The following is an 18,599-nucleotide window of genomic DNA, read 5'->3' as shown; positions in this document are numbered from 1 at the left end:
ACTGGCGGACGGTAGTCTGCTGTCGGGCCGAAGGAGACTGTCAGCTCGGGGGCGGGGGGACCGTGGACCAGCGGGACGTTGCGGGGCATTACGAGGAGATCGCCTCCGAGTATGACGAGCATTGGGTGTACGGGCCGAACTACATCCCCTGGATGTCCGCCTGCATTACCGAGGCGCTGTCCATCTCTTCCGCGGACCGCATCGCCGACATCGGGAGCGGCACCGGGTTGTTCGCGCGGGAGGTGTCGCGCATCGTCCACCCGGAGCAGCCCATCCTCTGTGTGGACCCGTCGGAAGCGATGCTGCGACAGATCGACAGGCAGTCGTTGCCGGGCCTGACACCGATTCTGGCTTCCGCTGAAGACATCGCCGACGCGCGTACGACGTTGCCATACGACGAGCTGGATGCCGTGTGGCTCAAGGAGTCCGTTCACCACGTGGCGGACCCTGGTGCCACTCTGCGGGGCCTGACTCAAAGACTCGCCCCCGCTGGGCGTTTGCTTGTGGTGATGCTGCCGGCCACCATCCAGTACCCATTGTTCCGGGCAGCGCTTGAGCGCTTCGAAGAGCTGCAGCCCGATCCCGCAGGCATCGCCGGACACATGGAACGCGCGGGTCTCGAAGCTCGACTCTTCCACGTGGAGCACGAGCTGCGTCTTGACCGCGACAAGTACATCTCAATGGTGCGGGCCCGCTATATGTCGTTGCTCTCCACTTTCAGCGACAGCGAGATAGAGAAGGGAATCGACGAGATGCGCGCCGCTCACCCCGAGCCGCTCCTGCTATTCCCTGACCGCTTTGCCTTCGTGCTCGGCGTGAAACACGGAGAGAAGCGTTGAGCATGGTAGTGGACGCACGGTTGCAGCGGCTTCGCAGCGAACTCGACGATCACTCGCGCATCGCCGACCGTCTTGGCCTGGATCTCGAACGTCCCTTACGTAGCCTCAATGACGGCTACCCGGAGAACGCAGTCGCTCTCGTCGGCAAGCTGACGGAAAAGCTGCTCAAGGAGCTGTGGCGGCATCACAGCGTCGACGGTGATCCGTCGAGCAAAGCCCTCAACGACCTGGTCAAAGGCTGCCGTCCGCACATCCGGAGCAGCACAGTGCTGAACGCGCTGGACGATATCCGACGCCTGCGTAACCGATCCACGCACGACGGTTACGACATCTCCGACGAAGACGGCCTGCTGGCGGTACGCCGTCTCGTGGATGTACTGGTCTGGTTCACCGACACCGGCAGTTCAGCTCTTCTCGGCGGAGAGCCCCATATGGCCCCAGAAGTCGCGGGCCGTTGCGAATTCCTCTCGGGGTTGTATGTGACCCTCGGTTACCGCCAGGCGAAACGCTTCGTGCTCACCCCGGACACGGGTTATCTGCTCTTCTGCCGCGAGTCGGGCATGCGTCTGGAGTACGTCGAGTTGATGCTCTCCCGGGCCGCCGATGACTTGCGTACCGTTCTCACTTCCAGCGATGGTGAACTGCTCCGCACGCGCCTGCCGAAACTGACCAGGTTCGTCATCCTGGAAGAGGACCGCAACGGTAACCAGCTGCCGGACCTTCTCCGTCAGCTGCTCGGTCAGGACTGCCGAACGGTCCGCTATGAGCGGTTCATCGACACCCTCATCGACCTCAGCGCCCACCTCGACGCCAGCGCCTTCACGGACACTCTCGATGCCCGGGCATCCATCACGGCGAGCGTTCTCTCGATCGATCCCCGTACCGGGGAAGCCCGTATCGAAGCCGCCGAGGATGCCGCCTCCCTACTCGCCCGCGTGACGCGTGGCCACGCCAATGTCCTTGTCACCGGCCGAGTGGGCAGTGGAAAAAGCACTCTTCTGCGCAAGCTTGCTGCAGACCCTGACACCCGACGGTTCCGCTTCTACTTCGACCTGGGCCTGAAACCGAAGGAAGAGCTCTTCTCGGAATACGTGGCGCGCCTATTGTCGCCCTGCATGGTGGCGGATCGCTCCCGCGCATACGACCTGTTCCTCTACTTGATTCGGTCCGGCACCGCACTGTGTGTCCTGGACGCGATCGACGAGGGCGTGGATGAGGCCAGCCCTCACGGTTTCTTGCGGCTCTTCGCCGACCTGGCGCCGGTGCTCTCAGCCGAGTCCGCTGTGGTGATGAGTTCCCGGGTGTCGTTCCTTGCCGACTCGCCCCAAATCCGTCAGCTTTTGGACAGTGGCGCGGCACGCTCTGAACAACTGGTCGAGCAGATGTACGCCAATGGCGTCGACCCGACCCGAGTGCCGCACTTTCACCTCGTACGGCTCACAGAGCCCGACGCGACTCTGCTGGAGAAACGGCTGACTGCATCCCTCCAGCTGCCGTCCGCGCAGTCCCTCGACGCCTTGCTGGCGGCACACATCACGAAAACTCTCGCGGACCAGGGCCAGACGGCCATCGAAGGTCGTCTCTCCGAAACCTTCGGACGGGATTTCCTCACCGATCGGACTACTTTCTCCGTTCTGGACCTGCACCGGTATCTGGGCACCAGCGCTTTCACGGACGGTCGCCTGGACCTCACCGCGTCAGTACTCGCGCCGCTGCTGAGACCCGCAGGGCCGGACCGGGCGGCATTCGCGCACACGGCATACCAAGATTGCTTGCCGCCCGGCACCTTGCCACGCGGAGGGGACTCGAAGAGGCGGCGGACATGCCCGGTGGTGCCTTCATCACCGAACAGGTGAGAGCCTTCCTCGCGCACCTACCAATGGACGCCTCCACCGACGACTGCGTGGTACCCGCCGGTGTCTACCTCGTAGGGCCCGCGGAACGGCTTTTGCTGCGCCGCGTACAACGCCCGGTCCGGTTCGACCGCCACGCCGTTACGGTCAGCCGCTATCGCCGCTTCCTCGACGCAATCCTGCCCGACGGTACCTCCCGCTGGGATCACCCCGATCAGCCGGCCAACGTGACGCACCTGCCCTGGACGGACCGGCTGCGCGAAGCGGATTACTACGTCAACCAGCGGTACGGTGCCTTTCCGGCCACCTGCGTCAGCTGGTGGAGTGCCTACGCCTTCGCCGCTTTCGAGGGCAAGCGGCTGCCCAGCGCGCTGGAGTGGGAAGCCGCTGCCCGTGGGACGGACGGCCGTCTCTTCCCCTGGGGAGACGACTCTGATGGCGCGCCGATCAACTGCGCGGACACGTGGGTCGGTCGCCCGGTGGTCACTTTCCATGCCTGGCAGCAGGAATTCGCCCAGCAAGCACTCCGCACAGCATGGGTGACACCAGTGGACGAGCGACCGGCAAACCGTTCCCCGTACGGCGTTGAGGACATGGCCGGCAATATCTGGGAGTGGACCTCCACCAGCCTCGACGATCCCGGTGAGGCGGTTCTCTGCGGAGGCAGCTACGACAATCCGATGCGCGCCGTGCAGACGAGCAGCAAGGGGATCTACCGTAAACGCGGCGGCAGTAACGCCGTTGGCTTCCGGTGCGTGCAGGACATCGACCAATCGGAGGTAGAAGCCTCATGAACGATGCACGACACGGCATCATCGTCGACCGCAGGCCCACTGGCGGTGGACTGACGGGCGCGGTCGGCGCGTTCATCGTCCAGGACGAGGCGGATGGCGGCTACTACACCTTTGACTACACTCACATCGTGACTGAGGGTTTCCGCACGATCCGGACCGGTGAACGCGTCCGCTTCAACGTAGCCGCCGACCGTCCCGGTCGTGCGGAGTTCGTTATCCGGCTCGATCAACCCGACCCGTCCGAGTACTACCGGTGACTGGTGACCTGGAGACCGTCACGGGAGCGCGCCAGGCCCTCACCGTCGTACTTCCCGTGCGGCTGGTATGTACTCCGGGCTGGGCAGAGGGCCCCTTCCCTTTCGAACTCGGCAGCAGGCGAACCGACGCGGCCACCCGTGCGACGTACTTCGCACCTGCTTCGGCACGCGTTCTCTACGGTGCACCCGGGCGCCCCCGCCGCTGGTACCGGCCCATGTCAGTCGACCACGACGGACTGCATCTGCACGGTATGGAACTGCTGCGGACAGCTACCGCCCGCTATCAGGACCACGCCCTTGCGGTCCTGCACTTCACTGCCACCAGGCCGCTGCTTCCCCTGCTGCGAGCCATCGGCCGCCGTCCCGATGCCGAACCGGATCCTTTCACGGGTCCGTTTGCGCCGGAGTCGCTCCTGGCCGACATCGCCGAAGTCAGGGACGGCACCGGTACGTTCGCGATTGCCCGCCCGTACACCATCGCCTTCCTGACTCCCAAGGCTCAGCACACCCCGGCACTCCGGTCCGAGCCCACAGCCGTTCTTCCGCCGTCGGCCGACCAATGGCTGTGGCACCTGGCCTCTCGATCGACGGCGGCAGATTTTCCCCTCGCCCCTGAGATCGCAGCGGACCAGTTCGGTCAGGCCGTACGCATTTCAGCTGACTGGAGCGCCCTGGTACTGCGACACGGTGCCGCCTTCCTCGGGCATCGCGCCGACAGCGGCGACGGCGACTTCTACGACTTCGGGGCCTTGCACGCCCGTACCGTCTACCTCGATGCCTTGCTGCTCGGTTCGCTCCAGCGCGATCACATCGACGAACTCACCGAGGAACTGTCCGAGGTGTTCGACGGAGCGCGGCTGGCCCGCAAGGTAGCTGCTTTGGAGCGGAACATCGCCCGCTTCCGCAGCACTTACTGGCGCCAGCACCTGACCGCTCATGGTCCGGCCAACGAACTGCTCCTCGCCTTTCAGGCACAGCACCGATTGCCTGTCCGCTTCGCCGAGATCCTGGCAGAAGCCGCAGACAACAGCCGACTTGTCCAGACGCAAGAGAGCCAGCAAATCAGCGGAGCCCTCGGAGTCCTCACCATCCTCGGACTTCCTCTGGGCTCCGCGCTCGGCATCCTGCAAGTCCTGGGTGACGAATCGGTGGCCCATCTCCTCGTTGCTTTGGGCCTCTCCGTTGCCGCAACCGCCGCTGTGCTGACCACCCGGTACGGCCGCTTGGTGCTCTCGTCTCTGCGCGGCGGCACCAGGCACGACCCGCCTGCCTGAACAATTCGCGTGGGGGCAGGGGGCCTGGCAGGCGTCGTCCGGATGGGACGGCGGAGTCCCCGCAGCCCCGACCCGGATGTGTATGCCGCTTCTGAGCGCCTTCGAACCGGAGCTACAGCAGGTGGTCAGCCTTACCGGCCTTGATGTCCCGGATGAGGGTGCTGAGAGCTTCACGGGAGTCGGTGAGGTACGTCTCCTCTTGGCCTGCGAGCGCTATGTACGCCTTGCCGTACGCGTCGGTTCCGATGCGGAAGCAGTTGTTGCCTTCTCCGCAAAAGGGTTCTTCCCAGTTGATCTCGGCCACGGTCAGCTCCTCATAGTTCGCGAATGACGCTGTGGATGAAGTCGCGTGAGGCTCGGGGTGACAGACATGACGTGTCCATCCATTGCAGGTGGGCTCGGTATTTGGCGAGTTGCAGCTCGGCATGCATGAACTCCGGGCCATGTGCGGAATCGAGTTGCACTGTGTCCAGCTGCGGCACGGGTCCTTCCGCGTAAAGCAGGGCGTGTCCGGCGCCGGGAAAGCTGCCTCGTTCGACGGGCACTACGCGAATGGTGACGTTGTCCCGTTCGCTCGCCTTGATCAACGCGTTGAGCTGGTTCTTCGTTGCGTCGCGACCGCCGAAGAGCATGCGTAGGGCGGCCTCGTGCACGTATCCCACGTAGGCGACCGGGCGTTCGCGGTTCAGCACACGCTGCCGGTCCATCCGGTGGGCCACGCGTAGTTCGACTTCGAGGCGGGGGAGTGAGGGGAGGACCGCCGTGAAGACGCTGCGGGCGTAGTCCTCGGTCTGCAGAAGACCCGGCACGTGGATTGTCTGGATGGTCTGAATCCGAGCCGCGTGCCACTCCAGCTCGACGATGTCCAAGAGGCCCGATGACAGCCTTCCCCGGTACTCGTCCCACCAGTTGCGTTGTGGAGCCTCGGTGAGTTCTGCGAGCGCGGACAGGTATTGCTCGTCGGTGCACTCGCAGTGGGTGGCCAGGGTGCGCAGGCGATCGGCGCTGATGTTACGGATCCCCGACTCGATGTTCGACACCTTGCCCCGGTCGACACCGAGCAGGCCTGCCACGTACTCGGCGGACAGACCCGCTTCGGTCCGCATCTTGCGGATCTCGGTACCGAGTCGCCTCTGACGCTGTGTGGGTGTGGCGCGTGGGGGCATCGAATGCCTTCCTGTCCGATCTGTCGCTCAGTCTGCCGGACATCGCGACACCAGACCAAAGGTGGTTAATTTCCCACCTTAAAGGTGGCGCACGATGCGGCGGCTGCTCTACCTTAAGTGACGCGACGCTCACGCATAGCGAGAACGAAGAGCATCACGCGAGCCTGCCCACGTCCTCCTGCCCTGGGAGGGGCGTGCCCGCGTCAGGGAGACGAGCCACTGCCCGTTGTGAGCCGCAGGCGTCCACGTACACGCCGACCATCACCCCACCAGCGAGCGGAGTTGACATGCCCGAGAACGAATCCACACCCGTACCGGCTAAGAGCGGCCTCACCGGTTCAATCCCCGACAGGACCGTGCCCGCCCGTGGCAGCTGTCTCGGCCCCGTACCGCCGGTTGCCGCCGCACCGTTCGCGTTGCACGCGGTCCCGAGGATCACGCAGTGCCCGCCTCCATCCCAGGACCTGGGCGAGCCGGGCCCGCGGAACCTCTCGTACGGGCTGACGCTGCCCCTCGGCCGTGGCGACGCCGGCCATCGCCCAGGAGGCCGCCTGGATCGTCCTGGATGCTCACTGCTGGGAGGAGAAGATGATCGACCCGGCCCTTGTCCTCGTCGATGAACTCGTCGTCTACGCGTGCCGGTTCACCGGTTCGGGGGAGCGGATCCATCTCGGGCTGTGCCAGGCGGAGGACGCCCTTCAGGTCACGGTGTTCGACACCCATGCCGCCCATACCCACGCCGGCCTCGCCGCCGCGTGCGACGAACGCCGCGAGACCGCGCTCGCAGGGGTCCTCGACCTGGTGCAGGCGCATCTCGGGACCTGGGGCTTCGGCGCCGCGTACCCGCCCAGCACCGGAACGTGCACCTGGGCCACCCTCCCGCACAGCCCGGGAAGCCGGGCCACCTGACGGATAACTGAGTCGGGGCCGCCGTACCGAACCGGGAGCGGCGGCCCTGCTGACCGTGACGAATCCGGCCGTACCCGGTCCGAGCGCGGGGACCTCGCCCAGCCGGTGGGTATCGCGCGGGCTCCGGCTGTTCGGCCAACCACGAACTGATAGAGCGCGGGGACGCCATCGCCAGTGCCGTGTGCGCCATGGCTAATGATCTCTGCGGCAGAGGAGGCGGGGACATTCTCGTTGGGGTGGATGACCAGGGCGAACCTGTGGATGGGGTCGACACGAGCGATCGCAGCTCTGCTGGCCCTTGACGGATCTCCGCGACGATGGCCGCGTTCTTGACCGGCCGTCGCCCACCGTGCGCGCGGCCCTCTACAAGGGGAAGCCTGTCGTACATTTGCGGGTCGAGGCGTCCGCCGCTCCGCCCGTGCGGTGCGACGGTGTGATCTGGGTCAGGCCCGGCCCCACCACGCGACGGGCGGGCCGCGAGGACGAACGCGTTCTGTTCCAGCGTTCGTACCTGCCGGCCATGGTCGACCCGGAAGTGATTGAGGAGAACGGCCGCCCGCTCGACGTGCAGCTGTCCTCCTGCCATCTGGCCACGCCGGACGGTGTCCCCACCGCGCTCGGCCTGCTGGCCGTCGGACTCGCCCCCGCCCGTTGTATCCCCGGGGCGTATGTTCAGTTCGTGCGGTACGGAGGGGTCGATCTCGACGCTCCCATCGCTGACGAACAGGAGCTGCGGCAGAACCTCATCGGCACCGCGGCCCGGCTGGAGCCCTTGCTGCGGAGCAATGTGCGGACCCGGATCGTCGGTGACGGTTTCCGCGAGACCTCGCGCCCGGATTATCCGCTGGAGGCCCTCCGCGAGATCTGCATGAACGCCCTGATGCACCGGAATTACGAGACCTCGTATGCGCCCACCCGTATCGTTTGGTTCGACGACCGCATCGAGGTGACGAATCCTGGCGGGCCCTTCGGCCAGGTGCGGGACGACAATTTCGACCTGGTCACGGACTACCGCAACCCGTCTCTCGCTGCGGCGCTGAAAGGGCTCGGCTACGTCAACCGCTTCGGCCGGGGAATCGGTCGGGTGCGGGCAGCGCTGGAACGTAACGGCAATCCGCCCGCCGAGTTCAAGGTGGACCACTCGTCCTGGGCCGTAACCCTCCGGAGAGCCACATGACCGCGCCATCGATCGCACTCTTCAACAACAACGACAGGGCGGGTAACACCACCCTCGTCTACCACTTGGCGCACATGATGGTCCGCCTCGATCACAACGTCCTCGCGGTGGACCTGGATCCCCAGGCCAGCCTCACGTCGATGTGCCTGGACGAGAGCGAGATCGAGGACCTGTGGCTCAACCCCTCCGAGTTGATTGCCCAAGGGGAGTTCGCGGTGACGCCGGGCGCGGGACGGGTCCGTGACGACCGTACCGTCGCCGACGCCGTACGGCCCATCCTGGAGGGGACGGGCGATGTAGCGCTCGTGGAGCCCGTATCGCTGAAACCAGGGCTGTGGCTGCTTCCGGGAAGCCTCGATCTCAGCCGCTTCGAGGACAAGCTCTCGAACGACTGGCTCAAGTCGCTCGCGGGGGACGAAGCCGGGATCCGTACCACCACCGCATTCCACCGTATGGTCGAACACGCCGCCGCATCCGTCGACGCCGACATTGTCCTCATTGATGTCGGCCCCAACCTCGGAGCCATCAACCGGTCCGCGCTGCTCGCCGCCGACAGTGTGCTGATGCCGCTCGCCGCAGATCTGTTCTCGCTCAAGGGACTCAGCAACCTCGGCCCGACGCTCCGGGAATGGCAGCACAACTGGCAACAGGTCGTCCTGCCCCAGGTGCCGCACGGGATTTCGGCTCCACCTGCCGAGATGACGCCGATGGGTTATGTCATCATGCAGCCGGAGATGCGCCTCGACCGGCCCGTCGAGGCGTACGAGCGCTGGCTGGAGCGCATCCCGTGGGTCTACTCCGCCGCCGTACTCGGTGAACAGAGCCCCGCGCCGGACGACGACCGCCATCACATCGCGACCCTGCGCGATTACCGCAGCCTGATGCAGCTCGCGCATGACGCCCGTAAGCCGATGTTCGAACTCAAGACCGCCGACGGCGCGCTCGGCAGCACACAGAAGTACGTGCAGATCTGCTACAGGGAGTTCAGGGGGCTGGCGCAGAACATCCTCCAGCGCGCGTCGGACCGGTAGGCGGACGGCGAGGCGACCCACCTGCCCCACGCGGTCTCATCAGGGTCTGTATAGCGCGGGCGTGTATTGCCATGGTGGTTGTTGAAGAGACGATGAACTCTGATGAGTTGTGTGAGGCCCTCGTGAGAAGCTTCTGATCAACTGTGGCACTCGACATGTGCCGTTGAGTAAATCGCAGGGGGAACCTTCGTGATCATCACCCGGTGTCGGCGTGCGCTTCGGGGCGCGCTCGCCGCCACTGCCGTCACGGCCGCGATGGCCGCCATGGCCGGTACGGCCTTAGCCTCCGGCGACCCGGCCGGGGCCGACCAAATGCGTGCCGCGGCCGGGGGCGAGCAGCAGGCCCAGGCCGCCCAGAGCGCGGGACCCCGCGCCCGCGCGGCCACTCCGGTGGAAACACCCAGCTTCGCGATGAAGGGCGTTCACAAGCAGACCACCGAGCTGTACCTGTACGTCACGGACCGCAAGGGTGGCTTCCAGCCTGCGGACCACTTGGCGGTCAGCTTCGACGCCTTCGCCGACTCCATCAACGTAGACAACGACAAGGACGGGTGGAGCGACGGCACCTGGTACTTGCACAAGAACGGGAAGCTGGACTACAGCTGGTTCGACAGCAGTTTCGAGTACCACAGCAAGCAGGTCGGCAAGGGCTGGAACATCTACACCACGGTCCTCTCCCCCGGAAACCTCGGCGGGGCCAAGGAGGCCGACCTCATCGGCCTCGACAAAGCCGGTGTTCTGTGGGGGTATCTCGCCCACCCGGACGGCACGCTCACCTCGCGCACGCGCATCGGCGCAGGCTGGGGCCAATACACCCAGCTCGCCGGCCAGGGCAGCAGTCAGCTTGCCTGGGCTGGCTGCGCTGGCCGCGCTGCTGTTCACCTGGATGCAGGTGGGGCAGACCAGCAAGGAACTGCGGATCAGCGAGCAGGGGCAGATCACCAACCGCTTCAACGCCGCGATCACTAATCTGGGATCGCAGTCAATGGATGTGCGTCTGGGGGGAATCTACGCCCTGCAGCGCATCATGCAGGACTCCTCCCGCGACCATCCCACGGTCGTCGCGGTTCTGTCCGCGTACGTACGTCAGCATGCCCGCCTTCCGGCCAGTGGCACCAGGAAGGCACAGACCGCGCTGCCCGCCGATGTCCAGGCGGTGATGAACGTGTTGGCCAACCGCCTCCCTAACCGCGATAGGGGGACGATGATCGACCTGAGCGGCACCGATTTGCGCGGGCTCCAATCTATGGGTGGGTCGTTCCTGTCCGCCCGAGGACTCAACATCAACTTCCGCGAAGCGAACTTTGAAGAAGCTGACCTCAGCGGCGCGGAACTAGTCGACGCCGACCTCCGTGAGGCATGGATGCTGGGCGCGCAGCTCCCGGCTGCGAACCTGTTGCAGGCGAACCTCCGCGAGGCCACGCTGGACACCGCGAATCTGACCGGCGCGACCTTCTGCTTGGGGGTTATTACCGGTAGCCGAGTCAAGCACGACTGCGCAGACCTGACCGGCGCGTCTCTAAATTCCGCGAATCTGACCGACGTGGATCTGGAGGGGGCGAAGCTGGCCGATGCAAGCATGACGAGCGCGAACTTGACCGGCGCGGTACTCGTGGGAGCGGACCTAAAGGGCGCAGACCTGACCGGCGCGAATCTGACGGGGGCGGACTTCACCGGAGCACGTCTCAAAGGGGCGAAGCTGAAAGGGGCGAAGCGGGATGGAGCCCGTGGCCTGCCGCCGTCCCTCCGCTAGCCAGGATCGCGTAAGCAGGTCGCGGACTTTCGGGACGCGCTTGAGGGTGGTGGAGTCTCAATGGGCGACTCAAGCCTTTCTTCTTGCCCTGGGTCTTGCCGGGGATCTTGGTGAGCTGGGTATTTGCTGGTCAGGGGCGGTGGGCCTGTGCGCCTTGTGGTCGTCGTTGGTCGTCATTGGCCACTGTTGAGCGGCCTCGGACGGCCCAGGGACGGCCCAGGCTTCGGCCCATCAGTCCGCCTTGCGGCGTCTCCATGCTCACCACGCGAGTGGTACCCCGGGTTCAGGGCCCACGATCGAGGAATCGCGTAAACTTCTCGATGAAGCGCGCGGTACGAGGTCGGGTCCGAGCCTCAAGCGCACCTCAACAGCCCAGGGACGCTGAAGCCACTCATTCCAAGCACTACGAAGCCGGATCGGACCGGCGAGCCGTAGGCGGCGGGACACATCCATTCATCATGGAGTTGTCACCCCCGTGTCCTTCCTGTGGCTGTTCGCTATTTCGCCGTTGCTAATCACGACAGTCGTCGCCATCTGCGCCCTCTTCGCAGCGTTCACCTCCGATGACAGCAAGGCCCGCCGAGCCATTGAGATCGTCAAGTTGCTCCGCGGAAGCCTGCCGCGCATTCGGCGGTAAAGACGGGCGCGTCAACCAGTGCACGTCGAAGGGAATTCGCCTTCGATGCCTGGATTAACAGGGGTCGGCGACGCAGACCGGCTGCAACACTCCACGAGGTGTTGCAGCCGGTCGAGCATCGACTCGGCTCGCCCCACTGGTGCTTGGCACACACTGGTTTGAGATGGAGCGCAGGGCGAACGGTGGCAAACATCAGCTCGGGAAGCTGCGATCATTTACGGCAGGTTCGGGCGATGACCTGGGCGAAGGGCCGAGAAGCGACCTCGTCGGCCCGTCTGATTTCACCGTGATTACCCAGATCCGACTATCGGGCAGCTGGGGAAATATTTTCACATATTCGGTCGGGATGGGCTTCCAATCTGAGCGAGGCATAATTTCTCGACTTGGCTATGTGCGCACATGGCGATGATTACCGGATCAAAGTATTCAATCAATAACCTTGCGTCGATCTGTAGCCGGTGTTTCCTCTGGGTGAGAGCGTGTGGGGTGGGTAAGGTTCAAATTGGTGCCAATTCTGGGGCGCCGATGCGAGGGGAGAAATATGAAAAATCATGCGAAAGCTATTGCTGCTGCCATCGTCAGCGCCGTGATCGCTTTTCTCTCTTCCCTGGTAACAGCCCTCCAGGGGGAGCACACAGGTTTCGAGACCATCACAGATGGTCAGTGGATGACTGCAGCTTTGGCCTTCTTCGTGGGGCTTGGTGTAGCAGGTGGTGTTACCAATAAAGTGACGAATCGTCCTGGGTGACACGTGGATAGCGCTGCACCAAGGTCGCGGCAAGACCAAGACTGCGGCCAAGGACAAGCTGAAAGAGGTGCTGCGGGACTATGAGGACGGTCTTGCCATCGCCCCCACCGGCTACACGGTCAAGGACGCGGTGACGGACTGGCTCAACTACGGGCTCGCCGGTCGGGACCCTGGGACCGTCACCACCAACACGATCCTCTGCAACACCCATGTCATCCCGGCCCTGGGAGCGAGGAAGCTTCGCGACCTCAGCGCCGACGACGTGGATAGGTGGCTCGCGGCCAAGGCGAAAGTGCTGAGCACCCGTTCCCTGGAAGCGATCCGCTCGTGCCTGAACCGCGCGGTGAAGCGGGCCATGGCGCGGGACAAGGTGAAGCGCAACGTCGTAGAGCTGTGCTCGGTCCCCACCGGCCAGCCCGGACGCCCGTCGAAGTCACTGACGCTCGCTCAGGCAGAGGCCGTGTTGGTCGCTGCGGAGGACTCCCCGCTGTACGCGTACATCGTGGTGTCCCTCCTCACCGGTGGCCGCACCGAAGAGATCCGCCCCTTGCGGTGGGATCACGTCGACCTCGATGGCGCCCCGGACGCGAACCCTGTGATCCCTCCGCACATCGCGGTGTGGCGCTCAGTCCGCAGTACCGGAGACACGAAGACGAAGAAGTCCCGCCGGACGCTGGCACTGCCCGGCCGCGCCATCGACGCGCTCCGGATCCAGTGGGAGCGGCAGGGATGGCAGCGCCTCGCGGCAGGTGACAACTGGAAGGAGAACGGACTCGTCTTCACGTCAGCCGTGGGCACGGAGCTGGATGCCGCGAACGTACGGCGTGAGCTCCGGCGGGTCCTCGCCCGGGTCGACGGGATCACCCCGGACGAGTGGACATCACGGGAGACCCGGACGTCCTTCGTATCGCTGCTGTCGGACAACGGGATGCCGATTGAGGAGATCTCCCGGCTGGTCGGCCACTCCAGTACGGCTGTGACGGAGGTGGTCTACCGGAAGCAGATTCGCCCGGTCATCCAGTCTGGTGCGACCGCTATGAACGGCATCTTCGGCCCCGGTCCAAAGCGATAGTCACGCAGTTAGTCACGCACAAGATCAAAGGCCACCCGGTAATGTTACCGGGTGGCCTTTGACCTGCTACTTAGCTGTCGGGGTGGCGGGATTTGAACCCACGACCTCTTCGTCCCGAACGAAGCGCGCTGCCAAGCTGCGCTACACCCCGATGTCACCACTGTCGCGGCGACATCGATTACTTTAGCCCACCCACGCTCCGAGGCGAAATCCGGTTTCTCCGAGCCTCGGGTGGCCCTGGAGAGGCTCCGGGAGGACGCCGGCGCCCCGCGCGGTCGGCCGTTCCCCTCAGTCGCGTGCCGTCAGCGTCAGCAACGTCGCCTCCGGTGGGCAGGCGAACCGTACCGGCGTGTAACGGTTCGTGCCGCAGCCCGCCGAGACGTGGAGGTACGAGACATTGCCCCCGGAGCTGTGGGTGGAGAGGCCCTTCACGCGCTCCGTGTCCAGGTCGCAGTTGGTGACCAGCGCCCCGTACAGCGGGATGCACAGCTGGCCGCCGTGAGTGTGGCCCGCCAGGATCAGGGGGTAGCCGTCGGACGTGAAAGCGTCGAGTGTGCGCAGGTACGGGGCGTGGACGACGGCCAGCGACAGGTCGGCGTCCATCTCCGGGCCGCCCGCCACCCGGTCGTAGCGGTCCCGCTTGATGTGCGGGTCGTCCAGGCCGGTGAAAGCGATCTCGCAGCTGTCCAGCTTCAGCCGGCCGCGCGTGTTCGTCAGGCCCACCCATCCCGCCGTGTCGAAGGCGTCCCGCAGGTCCTCCCACGGGTTGTGGATCACGCCGACGGCCGGTGGGTTGCCGTTCAGGCCGTGGCTGCCGCGGGACTTCTCGATGAGGTAGCGGGCCGGGTTGCGGAGCTTGGGGCCGTAGTAGTCGTTGGAGCCGAAGACGTACACACCGGGGAATTCGAGCAGCGGACCGAGCGCGTCCAAGACCTCGGGGACACCCTCCGAGTCGGAGAGGTTGTCGCCCGTGTTGACGACGAAGTCGGGGCGCAGGCCCGCCAGGGACTGCAGCCAGGCGCGCTTCTTGTGCTGGCCGCCGACCATGTGGATGTCGGAGACCTGGAGCACGCGCAGCGGCCGCATTCCGCGCGGCAGCACCGGCACCGTCAGCCGTCGAAGCCGGAAGGATCGGGCCTCGATTCCGGCGGCGTAGGCGAGACCGGCCGCGCCGGCTGCCATGATTCCCAGGGGTACTCCGTAGCGTGCGCGCATACGCCCATCGTCGCAGACGCCACGGGGCGCAGGCAGCGGCGGGCAGCCGCTTCCGTCGTCCCTGCCGGGTCCCCCGTCCAGTCGGTACGGCCGCGCTCGCCCCGCTGGCCTGCGCAGACCGTCCGAGTAGTTGCTGACCTGCGAAATCTCATTTGCCGGGTCCCCGGAACAAGGACTAAGAAGGAACCATGACCACGCTCAAGGCCCAGCTGCACGACGACCTCATCGCCGCGATCAGGGCGCGCGACGAATTGCGCTCTTCCACGCTCCGACTGACCCTGACCGCGATCACCAAGGAAGAGGTCTCGGGCCAGACCGCTCGCGAACTCTCGGACGACGAGGTACAGAAAGTGATCGCGAAGGAGGCGAAGAAGCGCCGCGAGGCGGCCGAGGCCTTCGCGCAGGGTGGTCGGACCGAGTCCGCCGAGCGGGAGAAGGCCGAGGGCGAACTGCTCGACGCCTACCTTCCCCAGCAGCTGACCGACGACGAGCTGCGCGCGATCGTCGCGCAGGCGGTCGAGGAGGCGAAGGCCGCCGGCGCGGAGGGGCCGCGGGCCATGGGTTCCGTGATGAAGATCGTGAACCCGAAGGTGGCGGGCCGGGCCGAGGGCGGTCGGGTGGCCGCGGCGGTGAAGCAGCTGCTGGCAGGCTGACGCCCCCGGGGGCGTCAGCCACTTGCTCGGCCCCGCTCGGCCTCATGCCTCATGGGAAAGGGGCCCTCGTCAGACGCGACGAGGGCCCCTTTCCCATGATTGTCTACCTGCCGTCCGGCCAGCCGCCGCCGCCATTGCCCTGGCCGCCGCGGTTGCCGCCGCCGCCCAGCACATCCGGCGGGATCGAGATGCCGGGCCACGGCTTCTGCCCGCCGTTCCCCTGCCCGCCCTGGTTGTCACCGGGCTTGTTGTCCTCGTCCTCGTCCGGCTTCTCCTCGTCCTGCTTCGGAGGATCCGGGATCGACACAGTGACGAATGGCGGAGCTTCGCGCCCCTCCAGCGCCCCCGTCATGGCGTCCCGCCAGATCGGTCCGGGGACCTGGCCACCGAAGACCTTCTCCTGGTACTCGCCGCCGATGGTGATTCTCTCCATCCGCACCTTCTGCGTGGGACTGCCGACCCAGACCGCCCCGGAGAGGTTCGGGGTGTAGCCGACGAACCACGCGTTCTTCCGGAAGTCCGTCGTACCCGTCTTGCCCGCGTTGTCCCGGCTCTGCAGACCCGCTTCCCGCCCCGTACCGGAGTCGACCACGCCGCTCAGCAGCGTATTGATGGTGTCGGCCGTCCGCTCCGTCATGGCCTTGGTGCACGTGCTCTTCGGCACCTTCAGGTTCTTCCGGTCCGCCGTCCTGATGGACTCGATGGCGGTCGGAGTGCAGTACGTTCCGCGATTGGCGAAGGTCGCGTACGCGCTTGCCATCGTCAGCGGTGCGATGCCGTCGGAGCCGAGCGTCAGCGTGGATGGCTCCTCCGGCAGCTTCTTCCCGCTGCCCTGGACCACACCCAGCTTGTTGGTCATCTCCACGACCGGGCACATGCCGATCTCGCCGATCATCTGGACGAAGTAGGTGTTGACCGACAACTCCATCGCTTCCCTGAGCGCGTACGGTCCGACCTCCTTCTCGTCCTCGTTCTCGAGCGTCTGGTTGCCCTTGTTGACCCACGGCTGTCCGCTACAGGTCGGCACCGTGCTCGGATACGGCATCTTGAACGGCGCCGGATACATCTGCGTCGGCGGCTTGCCCTGCTCCAGGGCCGCCGCCGCCACGAACGGCTTGAAGGTCGAACCGACCGGGAAGCCGTAGTTCGATCCGCCCATCCCCAGGTTGACCGAGTAGTTGATCTGGGTCTCGGTCTTGCCGAAGCCGTACGGCCGGGACTGGCCCATCGCCATGATCTTGCCGGTGCCCGGCTGGACCATGGTCACCGCCGTGGCGACGCTGTCCGTCTCGTAGACGTGTTCCTTGATCGACTCCTGCGCCGACTTCTGCGCCTGCGGGTCCAGCGTCGTCTTGATCGTCAGCCCGCCCTGGTTCCAGACCTTGGCCCGGTCCTCCTTGGTCTTCCCGAAGACCGGGTCGGAGAGGAACACCTCGCGTACGTAGTCACAGAAGAAGCCCGCGCCGCTGGCCGCCGTGATGCAGCCGTTCTTCGGCTGGGTGACCTTCAGTTTGATCGGGACCGCCTTGGCCGCGTCCGCCTCCGCCTGGGTGATGTCCTGGACATCGGCCATGCGCTGCAGCACGGTGTTGCGGCGCTTGGTCGCCTCCTGTGTGTCATTGACCGGGTCGTAGCGGCTCGGCGACTGCACCAGACCCGCCAGCAGCGCCGCCTCCTCCAGGGTCACGTCTTTGGCGGACTTGGAGAAGTAGCGCTTGGCCGCCGCCTCGACGCCGTACGCCTGCTGGCCGAAGAAGGTGATGTTGAGGTAGTTCTCCAGGATCTTCTGCTTGCCCAGCTCCTCCTCGACCTGGATCGCGTACTTCAGTTCCTGGATCTTGCGGCCGAGCGTCTGCTGGGTGGCCTGGGCGACCTTGTCCGGGTCGTCGCCGGCCTCCTCCACGAAGACGTTCTTGACGTACTGCTGAGTGAGCGTGGACGCGCCCTGTGAGACGCCGCCCGACTGGGCATTGCGGTTGAGCGCGCGCAGCACGCCCTTGAGGTCGATCGCCCCGTGCTCGTAGAAACGCGAGTCCTCGATCGCGACGATCGCCTTCTGCATGTACGGGGAGATTTCCTTGAGCTCGACCACCGTGCGGTCGCGCGAGTACACCGTGGCGATCTGGCCGCCCTTGGAGTCCAGGATGGTGGTGCGCTGACTCAGCGGGGGAGTCTTGAGGTTGGCGGGGATTTCATCGAATCCCTGGACCGTTCCCTTGGCCGCGAGTCCTAGTGCCCCGGCGGCGGGCAGGGCGATCCCTGCGAGCACCGCCCCTGAGAGAACACTGACACCGAGGAACTTGGCGGCCTGCTGGGTCGCAGTCAGACCTCCGCCGGAGCGCTTCTTTGGCATAGGTGCAGCCTACGTTCTCATTCGCCGGACACGCGTATATGCCTTGGCCTAAGCTGCACTCAACTGTCACAGCAATGCGGATTCGCATCAAGTCCTGGGCCCAGCCCATGGACTCCTGGCATGACTCCCCGCTGTACCCGAATCTGGCGGATCCATGTCCGAATCCGCCACATGCGTCATCCAGTGTCCGTTGTGGCTCAACTGAACCATCCCGGTTTGCCGGAATAGTTACATAAGCCCTCGGCTCACTCCCCTGGGTGATCTGCCGCATACGCATAGTCCGTTCGGGCCATTCAAGATTGGGCCCGAAGGGGGTGTTGCGCTGTGCCCACCTTCCGTAACGTCCTCAACTGGCAGCGGTGAATATGCCGCTGCCGCCGTGGGGGAGCCTCGATTCGGGAGAGGACGGCGCCGGCATGGGCTGGGTAACCGACTGGAGTGCGCAGGCAGCCTGCCGCACTACCGATCCGGATGAACTGTTCGTACAAGGGGCAGCGCAGAACAGGGCCAAGGCGGTGTGCACCGGTTGCCCGGTGCGGACCGAGTGCCTTGCCGACGCGCTCGACAACCGCGTCGAGTTCGGCGTGTGGGGCGGAATGACCGAGCGGGAGCGGCGTGCGCTGTTGCGCAGGCGCCCCACGGTCACGTCCTGGCGCAGACTGCTCGAAACCGCGCGGACGGAGTACGAGCGCAGTGCGGGCATCCTGCCCGTGGGCCTGGATGACGACGAGACGTACGAGGCGTACGCGGCGGTGGGGTAACCGCTCGCCGTTCGCCGATCACCGTTAGCTGTGCGGCTAGTTGTGCACGTTGTGCTAGCCGTGCATGAGCTGTGCGGGCACTTCCGCATGTCTGCACGCGCGCGGTT

19 protein-coding genes and 1 tRNA gene are annotated in these 18,599 nt (G+C 65.5%); 15 read left to right on the top strand and 5 right to left on the bottom strand.

Going from position 1 to position 18,599, the window contains the following annotated elements; translation table 11 throughout:
• Positions 1-62 precede the first annotated feature (62 nt).
• The 5 genes from ACIHCQ_RS00305 to ACIHCQ_RS00285 all read left to right on the top strand — a co-directional run bounded on the left by ACIHCQ_RS00305 (position 63) and on the right by ACIHCQ_RS00285 (position 5,017).
• Complete coding sequence (locus ACIHCQ_RS00305) at positions 63-839, top strand: class I SAM-dependent methyltransferase (RefSeq protein WP_399656240.1); 777 nt, start codon at positions 63-65, stop codon at positions 837-839.
• Positions 836-2,695 carry a hypothetical protein gene (locus tag ACIHCQ_RS00300; protein WP_399656238.1) on the top strand — a complete coding sequence of 620 codons (1,860 nt, stop codon included), beginning with the start codon at positions 836-838 and terminating at the stop codon, positions 2,693-2,695. Before ACIHCQ_RS00305 ends, ACIHCQ_RS00300 begins: the two co-directional genes overlap by 4 nt.
• The gene (locus tag ACIHCQ_RS00295; protein WP_399656236.1) at positions 2,662-3,486 is read left to right on the top strand and encodes a formylglycine-generating enzyme family protein; all 825 of its coding nucleotides are present in this window, start codon (positions 2,662-2,664) and stop codon (positions 3,484-3,486) included. The genes ACIHCQ_RS00300 and ACIHCQ_RS00295 overlap by 34 nt, the downstream gene beginning before the upstream one ends.
• Positions 3,483-3,743 carry a hypothetical protein gene (locus tag ACIHCQ_RS00290; protein WP_399656234.1) on the top strand — a complete coding sequence of 87 codons (261 nt, stop codon included), beginning with the start codon at positions 3,483-3,485 and terminating at the stop codon, positions 3,741-3,743. Before ACIHCQ_RS00295 ends, ACIHCQ_RS00290 begins: the two co-directional genes overlap by 4 nt.
• 215 nt (positions 3,744-3,958) lie before the next feature.
• Complete coding sequence (locus tag ACIHCQ_RS00285; protein ID WP_399656232.1) at positions 3,959-5,017, top strand: hypothetical protein; 1,059 nt, start codon at positions 3,959-3,961, stop codon at positions 5,015-5,017.
• Positions 5,018-5,129: 112 nt separating this feature from the next.
• Here ACIHCQ_RS00285 and ACIHCQ_RS00280 read toward each other — a convergent pair whose 3' ends face one another.
• Positions 5,130-5,321 (bottom strand): hypothetical protein, encoded by a 192-nt coding sequence (locus ACIHCQ_RS00280; RefSeq protein ID WP_399656230.1) that lies wholly within the window; start codon positions 5,319-5,321, stop codon positions 5,130-5,132.
• 10 nt (positions 5,322-5,331) lie between these two features.
• A complete protein-coding gene (locus ACIHCQ_RS00275) occupies positions 5,332-6,183 on the bottom strand; it encodes a helix-turn-helix domain-containing protein (RefSeq protein ID WP_399656228.1) in 852 nt (283 codons plus the stop codon).
• 519 nt (positions 6,184-6,702) lie between these two features.
• Here ACIHCQ_RS00275 and ACIHCQ_RS00270 point away from each other — a divergent pair.
• The 8 genes from ACIHCQ_RS00270 to xerC all read left to right on the top strand — a co-directional run bounded on the left by ACIHCQ_RS00270 (position 6,703) and on the right by xerC (position 13,510).
• Positions 6,703-7,092 carry an ATP-binding protein gene (locus ACIHCQ_RS00270; protein ID WP_399656226.1) on the top strand — a complete coding sequence of 130 codons (390 nt, stop codon included), beginning with the start codon at positions 6,703-6,705 and terminating at the stop codon, positions 7,090-7,092.
• 188 nt (positions 7,093-7,280) lie between these two features.
• The gene (locus ACIHCQ_RS00265) at positions 7,281-7,394 is read left to right on the top strand and encodes a hypothetical protein (RefSeq protein WP_399656224.1); all 114 of its coding nucleotides are present in this window, start codon (positions 7,281-7,283) and stop codon (positions 7,392-7,394) included.
• 131 nt (positions 7,395-7,525) lie between these two features.
• Positions 7,526-8,269, top strand: a complete 744-nt coding sequence (locus ACIHCQ_RS00260) for an ATP-binding protein (protein WP_399656222.1) — start codon at positions 7,526-7,528, stop codon at positions 8,267-8,269.
• Entirely contained in the window at positions 8,266-9,300 is a 1,035-nt protein-coding gene (locus ACIHCQ_RS00255) for a ParA family protein (protein WP_399656220.1), read from the top strand. The genes ACIHCQ_RS00260 and ACIHCQ_RS00255 overlap by 4 nt, the downstream gene beginning before the upstream one ends.
• 264 nt (positions 9,301-9,564) lie before the next feature.
• Positions 9,565-10,269: a VCBS repeat-containing protein gene (locus tag ACIHCQ_RS00250; protein ID WP_399656218.1), complete on the top strand. Its 705-nt coding sequence runs from the start codon at positions 9,565-9,567 to the stop codon at positions 10,267-10,269.
• Positions 10,193-11,053 (top strand): pentapeptide repeat-containing protein, encoded by an 861-nt coding sequence (locus ACIHCQ_RS00245; protein ID WP_399656216.1) that lies wholly within the window; start codon positions 10,193-10,195, stop codon positions 11,051-11,053. The genes ACIHCQ_RS00250 and ACIHCQ_RS00245 overlap by 77 nt, the downstream gene beginning before the upstream one ends.
• 1,178 nt (positions 11,054-12,231) lie before the next feature.
• Positions 12,232-12,438, top strand: coding sequence for a hypothetical protein (locus ACIHCQ_RS00240; RefSeq protein WP_399656214.1), 207 nt, complete (start codon positions 12,232-12,234; stop codon positions 12,436-12,438).
• Positions 12,431-13,510, top strand: a complete 1,080-nt coding sequence (gene xerC / locus ACIHCQ_RS00235; RefSeq protein WP_399657518.1) for a tyrosine recombinase XerC — start codon at positions 12,431-12,433, stop codon at positions 13,508-13,510. Before ACIHCQ_RS00240 ends, xerC begins: the two co-directional genes overlap by 8 nt.
• Positions 13,511-13,587: 77 nt before the next feature.
• Here the strand turns inward: xerC and ACIHCQ_RS00230 are convergent.
• Positions 13,588-13,661: transfer RNA gene (locus tag ACIHCQ_RS00230), tRNA-Pro, on the bottom strand.
• A gap of 137 nt (positions 13,662-13,798) precedes the next feature.
• Positions 13,799-14,725, bottom strand: coding sequence for a metallophosphoesterase (locus ACIHCQ_RS00225; RefSeq protein ID WP_399656212.1), 927 nt, complete (start codon positions 14,723-14,725; stop codon positions 13,799-13,801).
• 188 nt (positions 14,726-14,913) lie between these two features.
• Here ACIHCQ_RS00225 and ACIHCQ_RS00220 point away from each other — a divergent pair, with 188 nt between their 5' ends.
• The gene (locus ACIHCQ_RS00220; RefSeq protein ID WP_399656210.1) at positions 14,914-15,378 is read left to right on the top strand and encodes a GatB/YqeY domain-containing protein; all 465 of its coding nucleotides are present in this window, start codon (positions 14,914-14,916) and stop codon (positions 15,376-15,378) included.
• A gap of 103 nt (positions 15,379-15,481) precedes the next feature.
• Here the strand turns inward: ACIHCQ_RS00220 and ACIHCQ_RS00215 are convergent, their stop codons facing one another.
• Positions 15,482-17,731, bottom strand: coding sequence for a transglycosylase domain-containing protein (locus ACIHCQ_RS00215; protein ID WP_399656207.1), 2,250 nt, complete (start codon positions 17,729-17,731; stop codon positions 15,482-15,484).
• Positions 17,732-18,147: 416 nt separating this feature from the next.
• Between ACIHCQ_RS00215 and ACIHCQ_RS00210 the strand changes: the two genes are divergently transcribed.
• Positions 18,148-18,492 (top strand): WhiB family transcriptional regulator, encoded by a 345-nt coding sequence (locus ACIHCQ_RS00210; RefSeq protein WP_187283156.1) that lies wholly within the window; start codon positions 18,148-18,150, stop codon positions 18,490-18,492.
• Positions 18,493-18,599 lie beyond the last annotated feature (107 nt).

Source organism: Streptomyces sp. NPDC052236, from assembly GCF_044548015.1.
GTDB lineage: Bacteria > Actinomycetota > Actinomycetes > Streptomycetales > Streptomycetaceae > Streptomyces.
The sequence above is the reverse complement of the archived record's forward strand: the minus strand, read 5'-3'. Positions and strand labels throughout refer to the sequence as shown.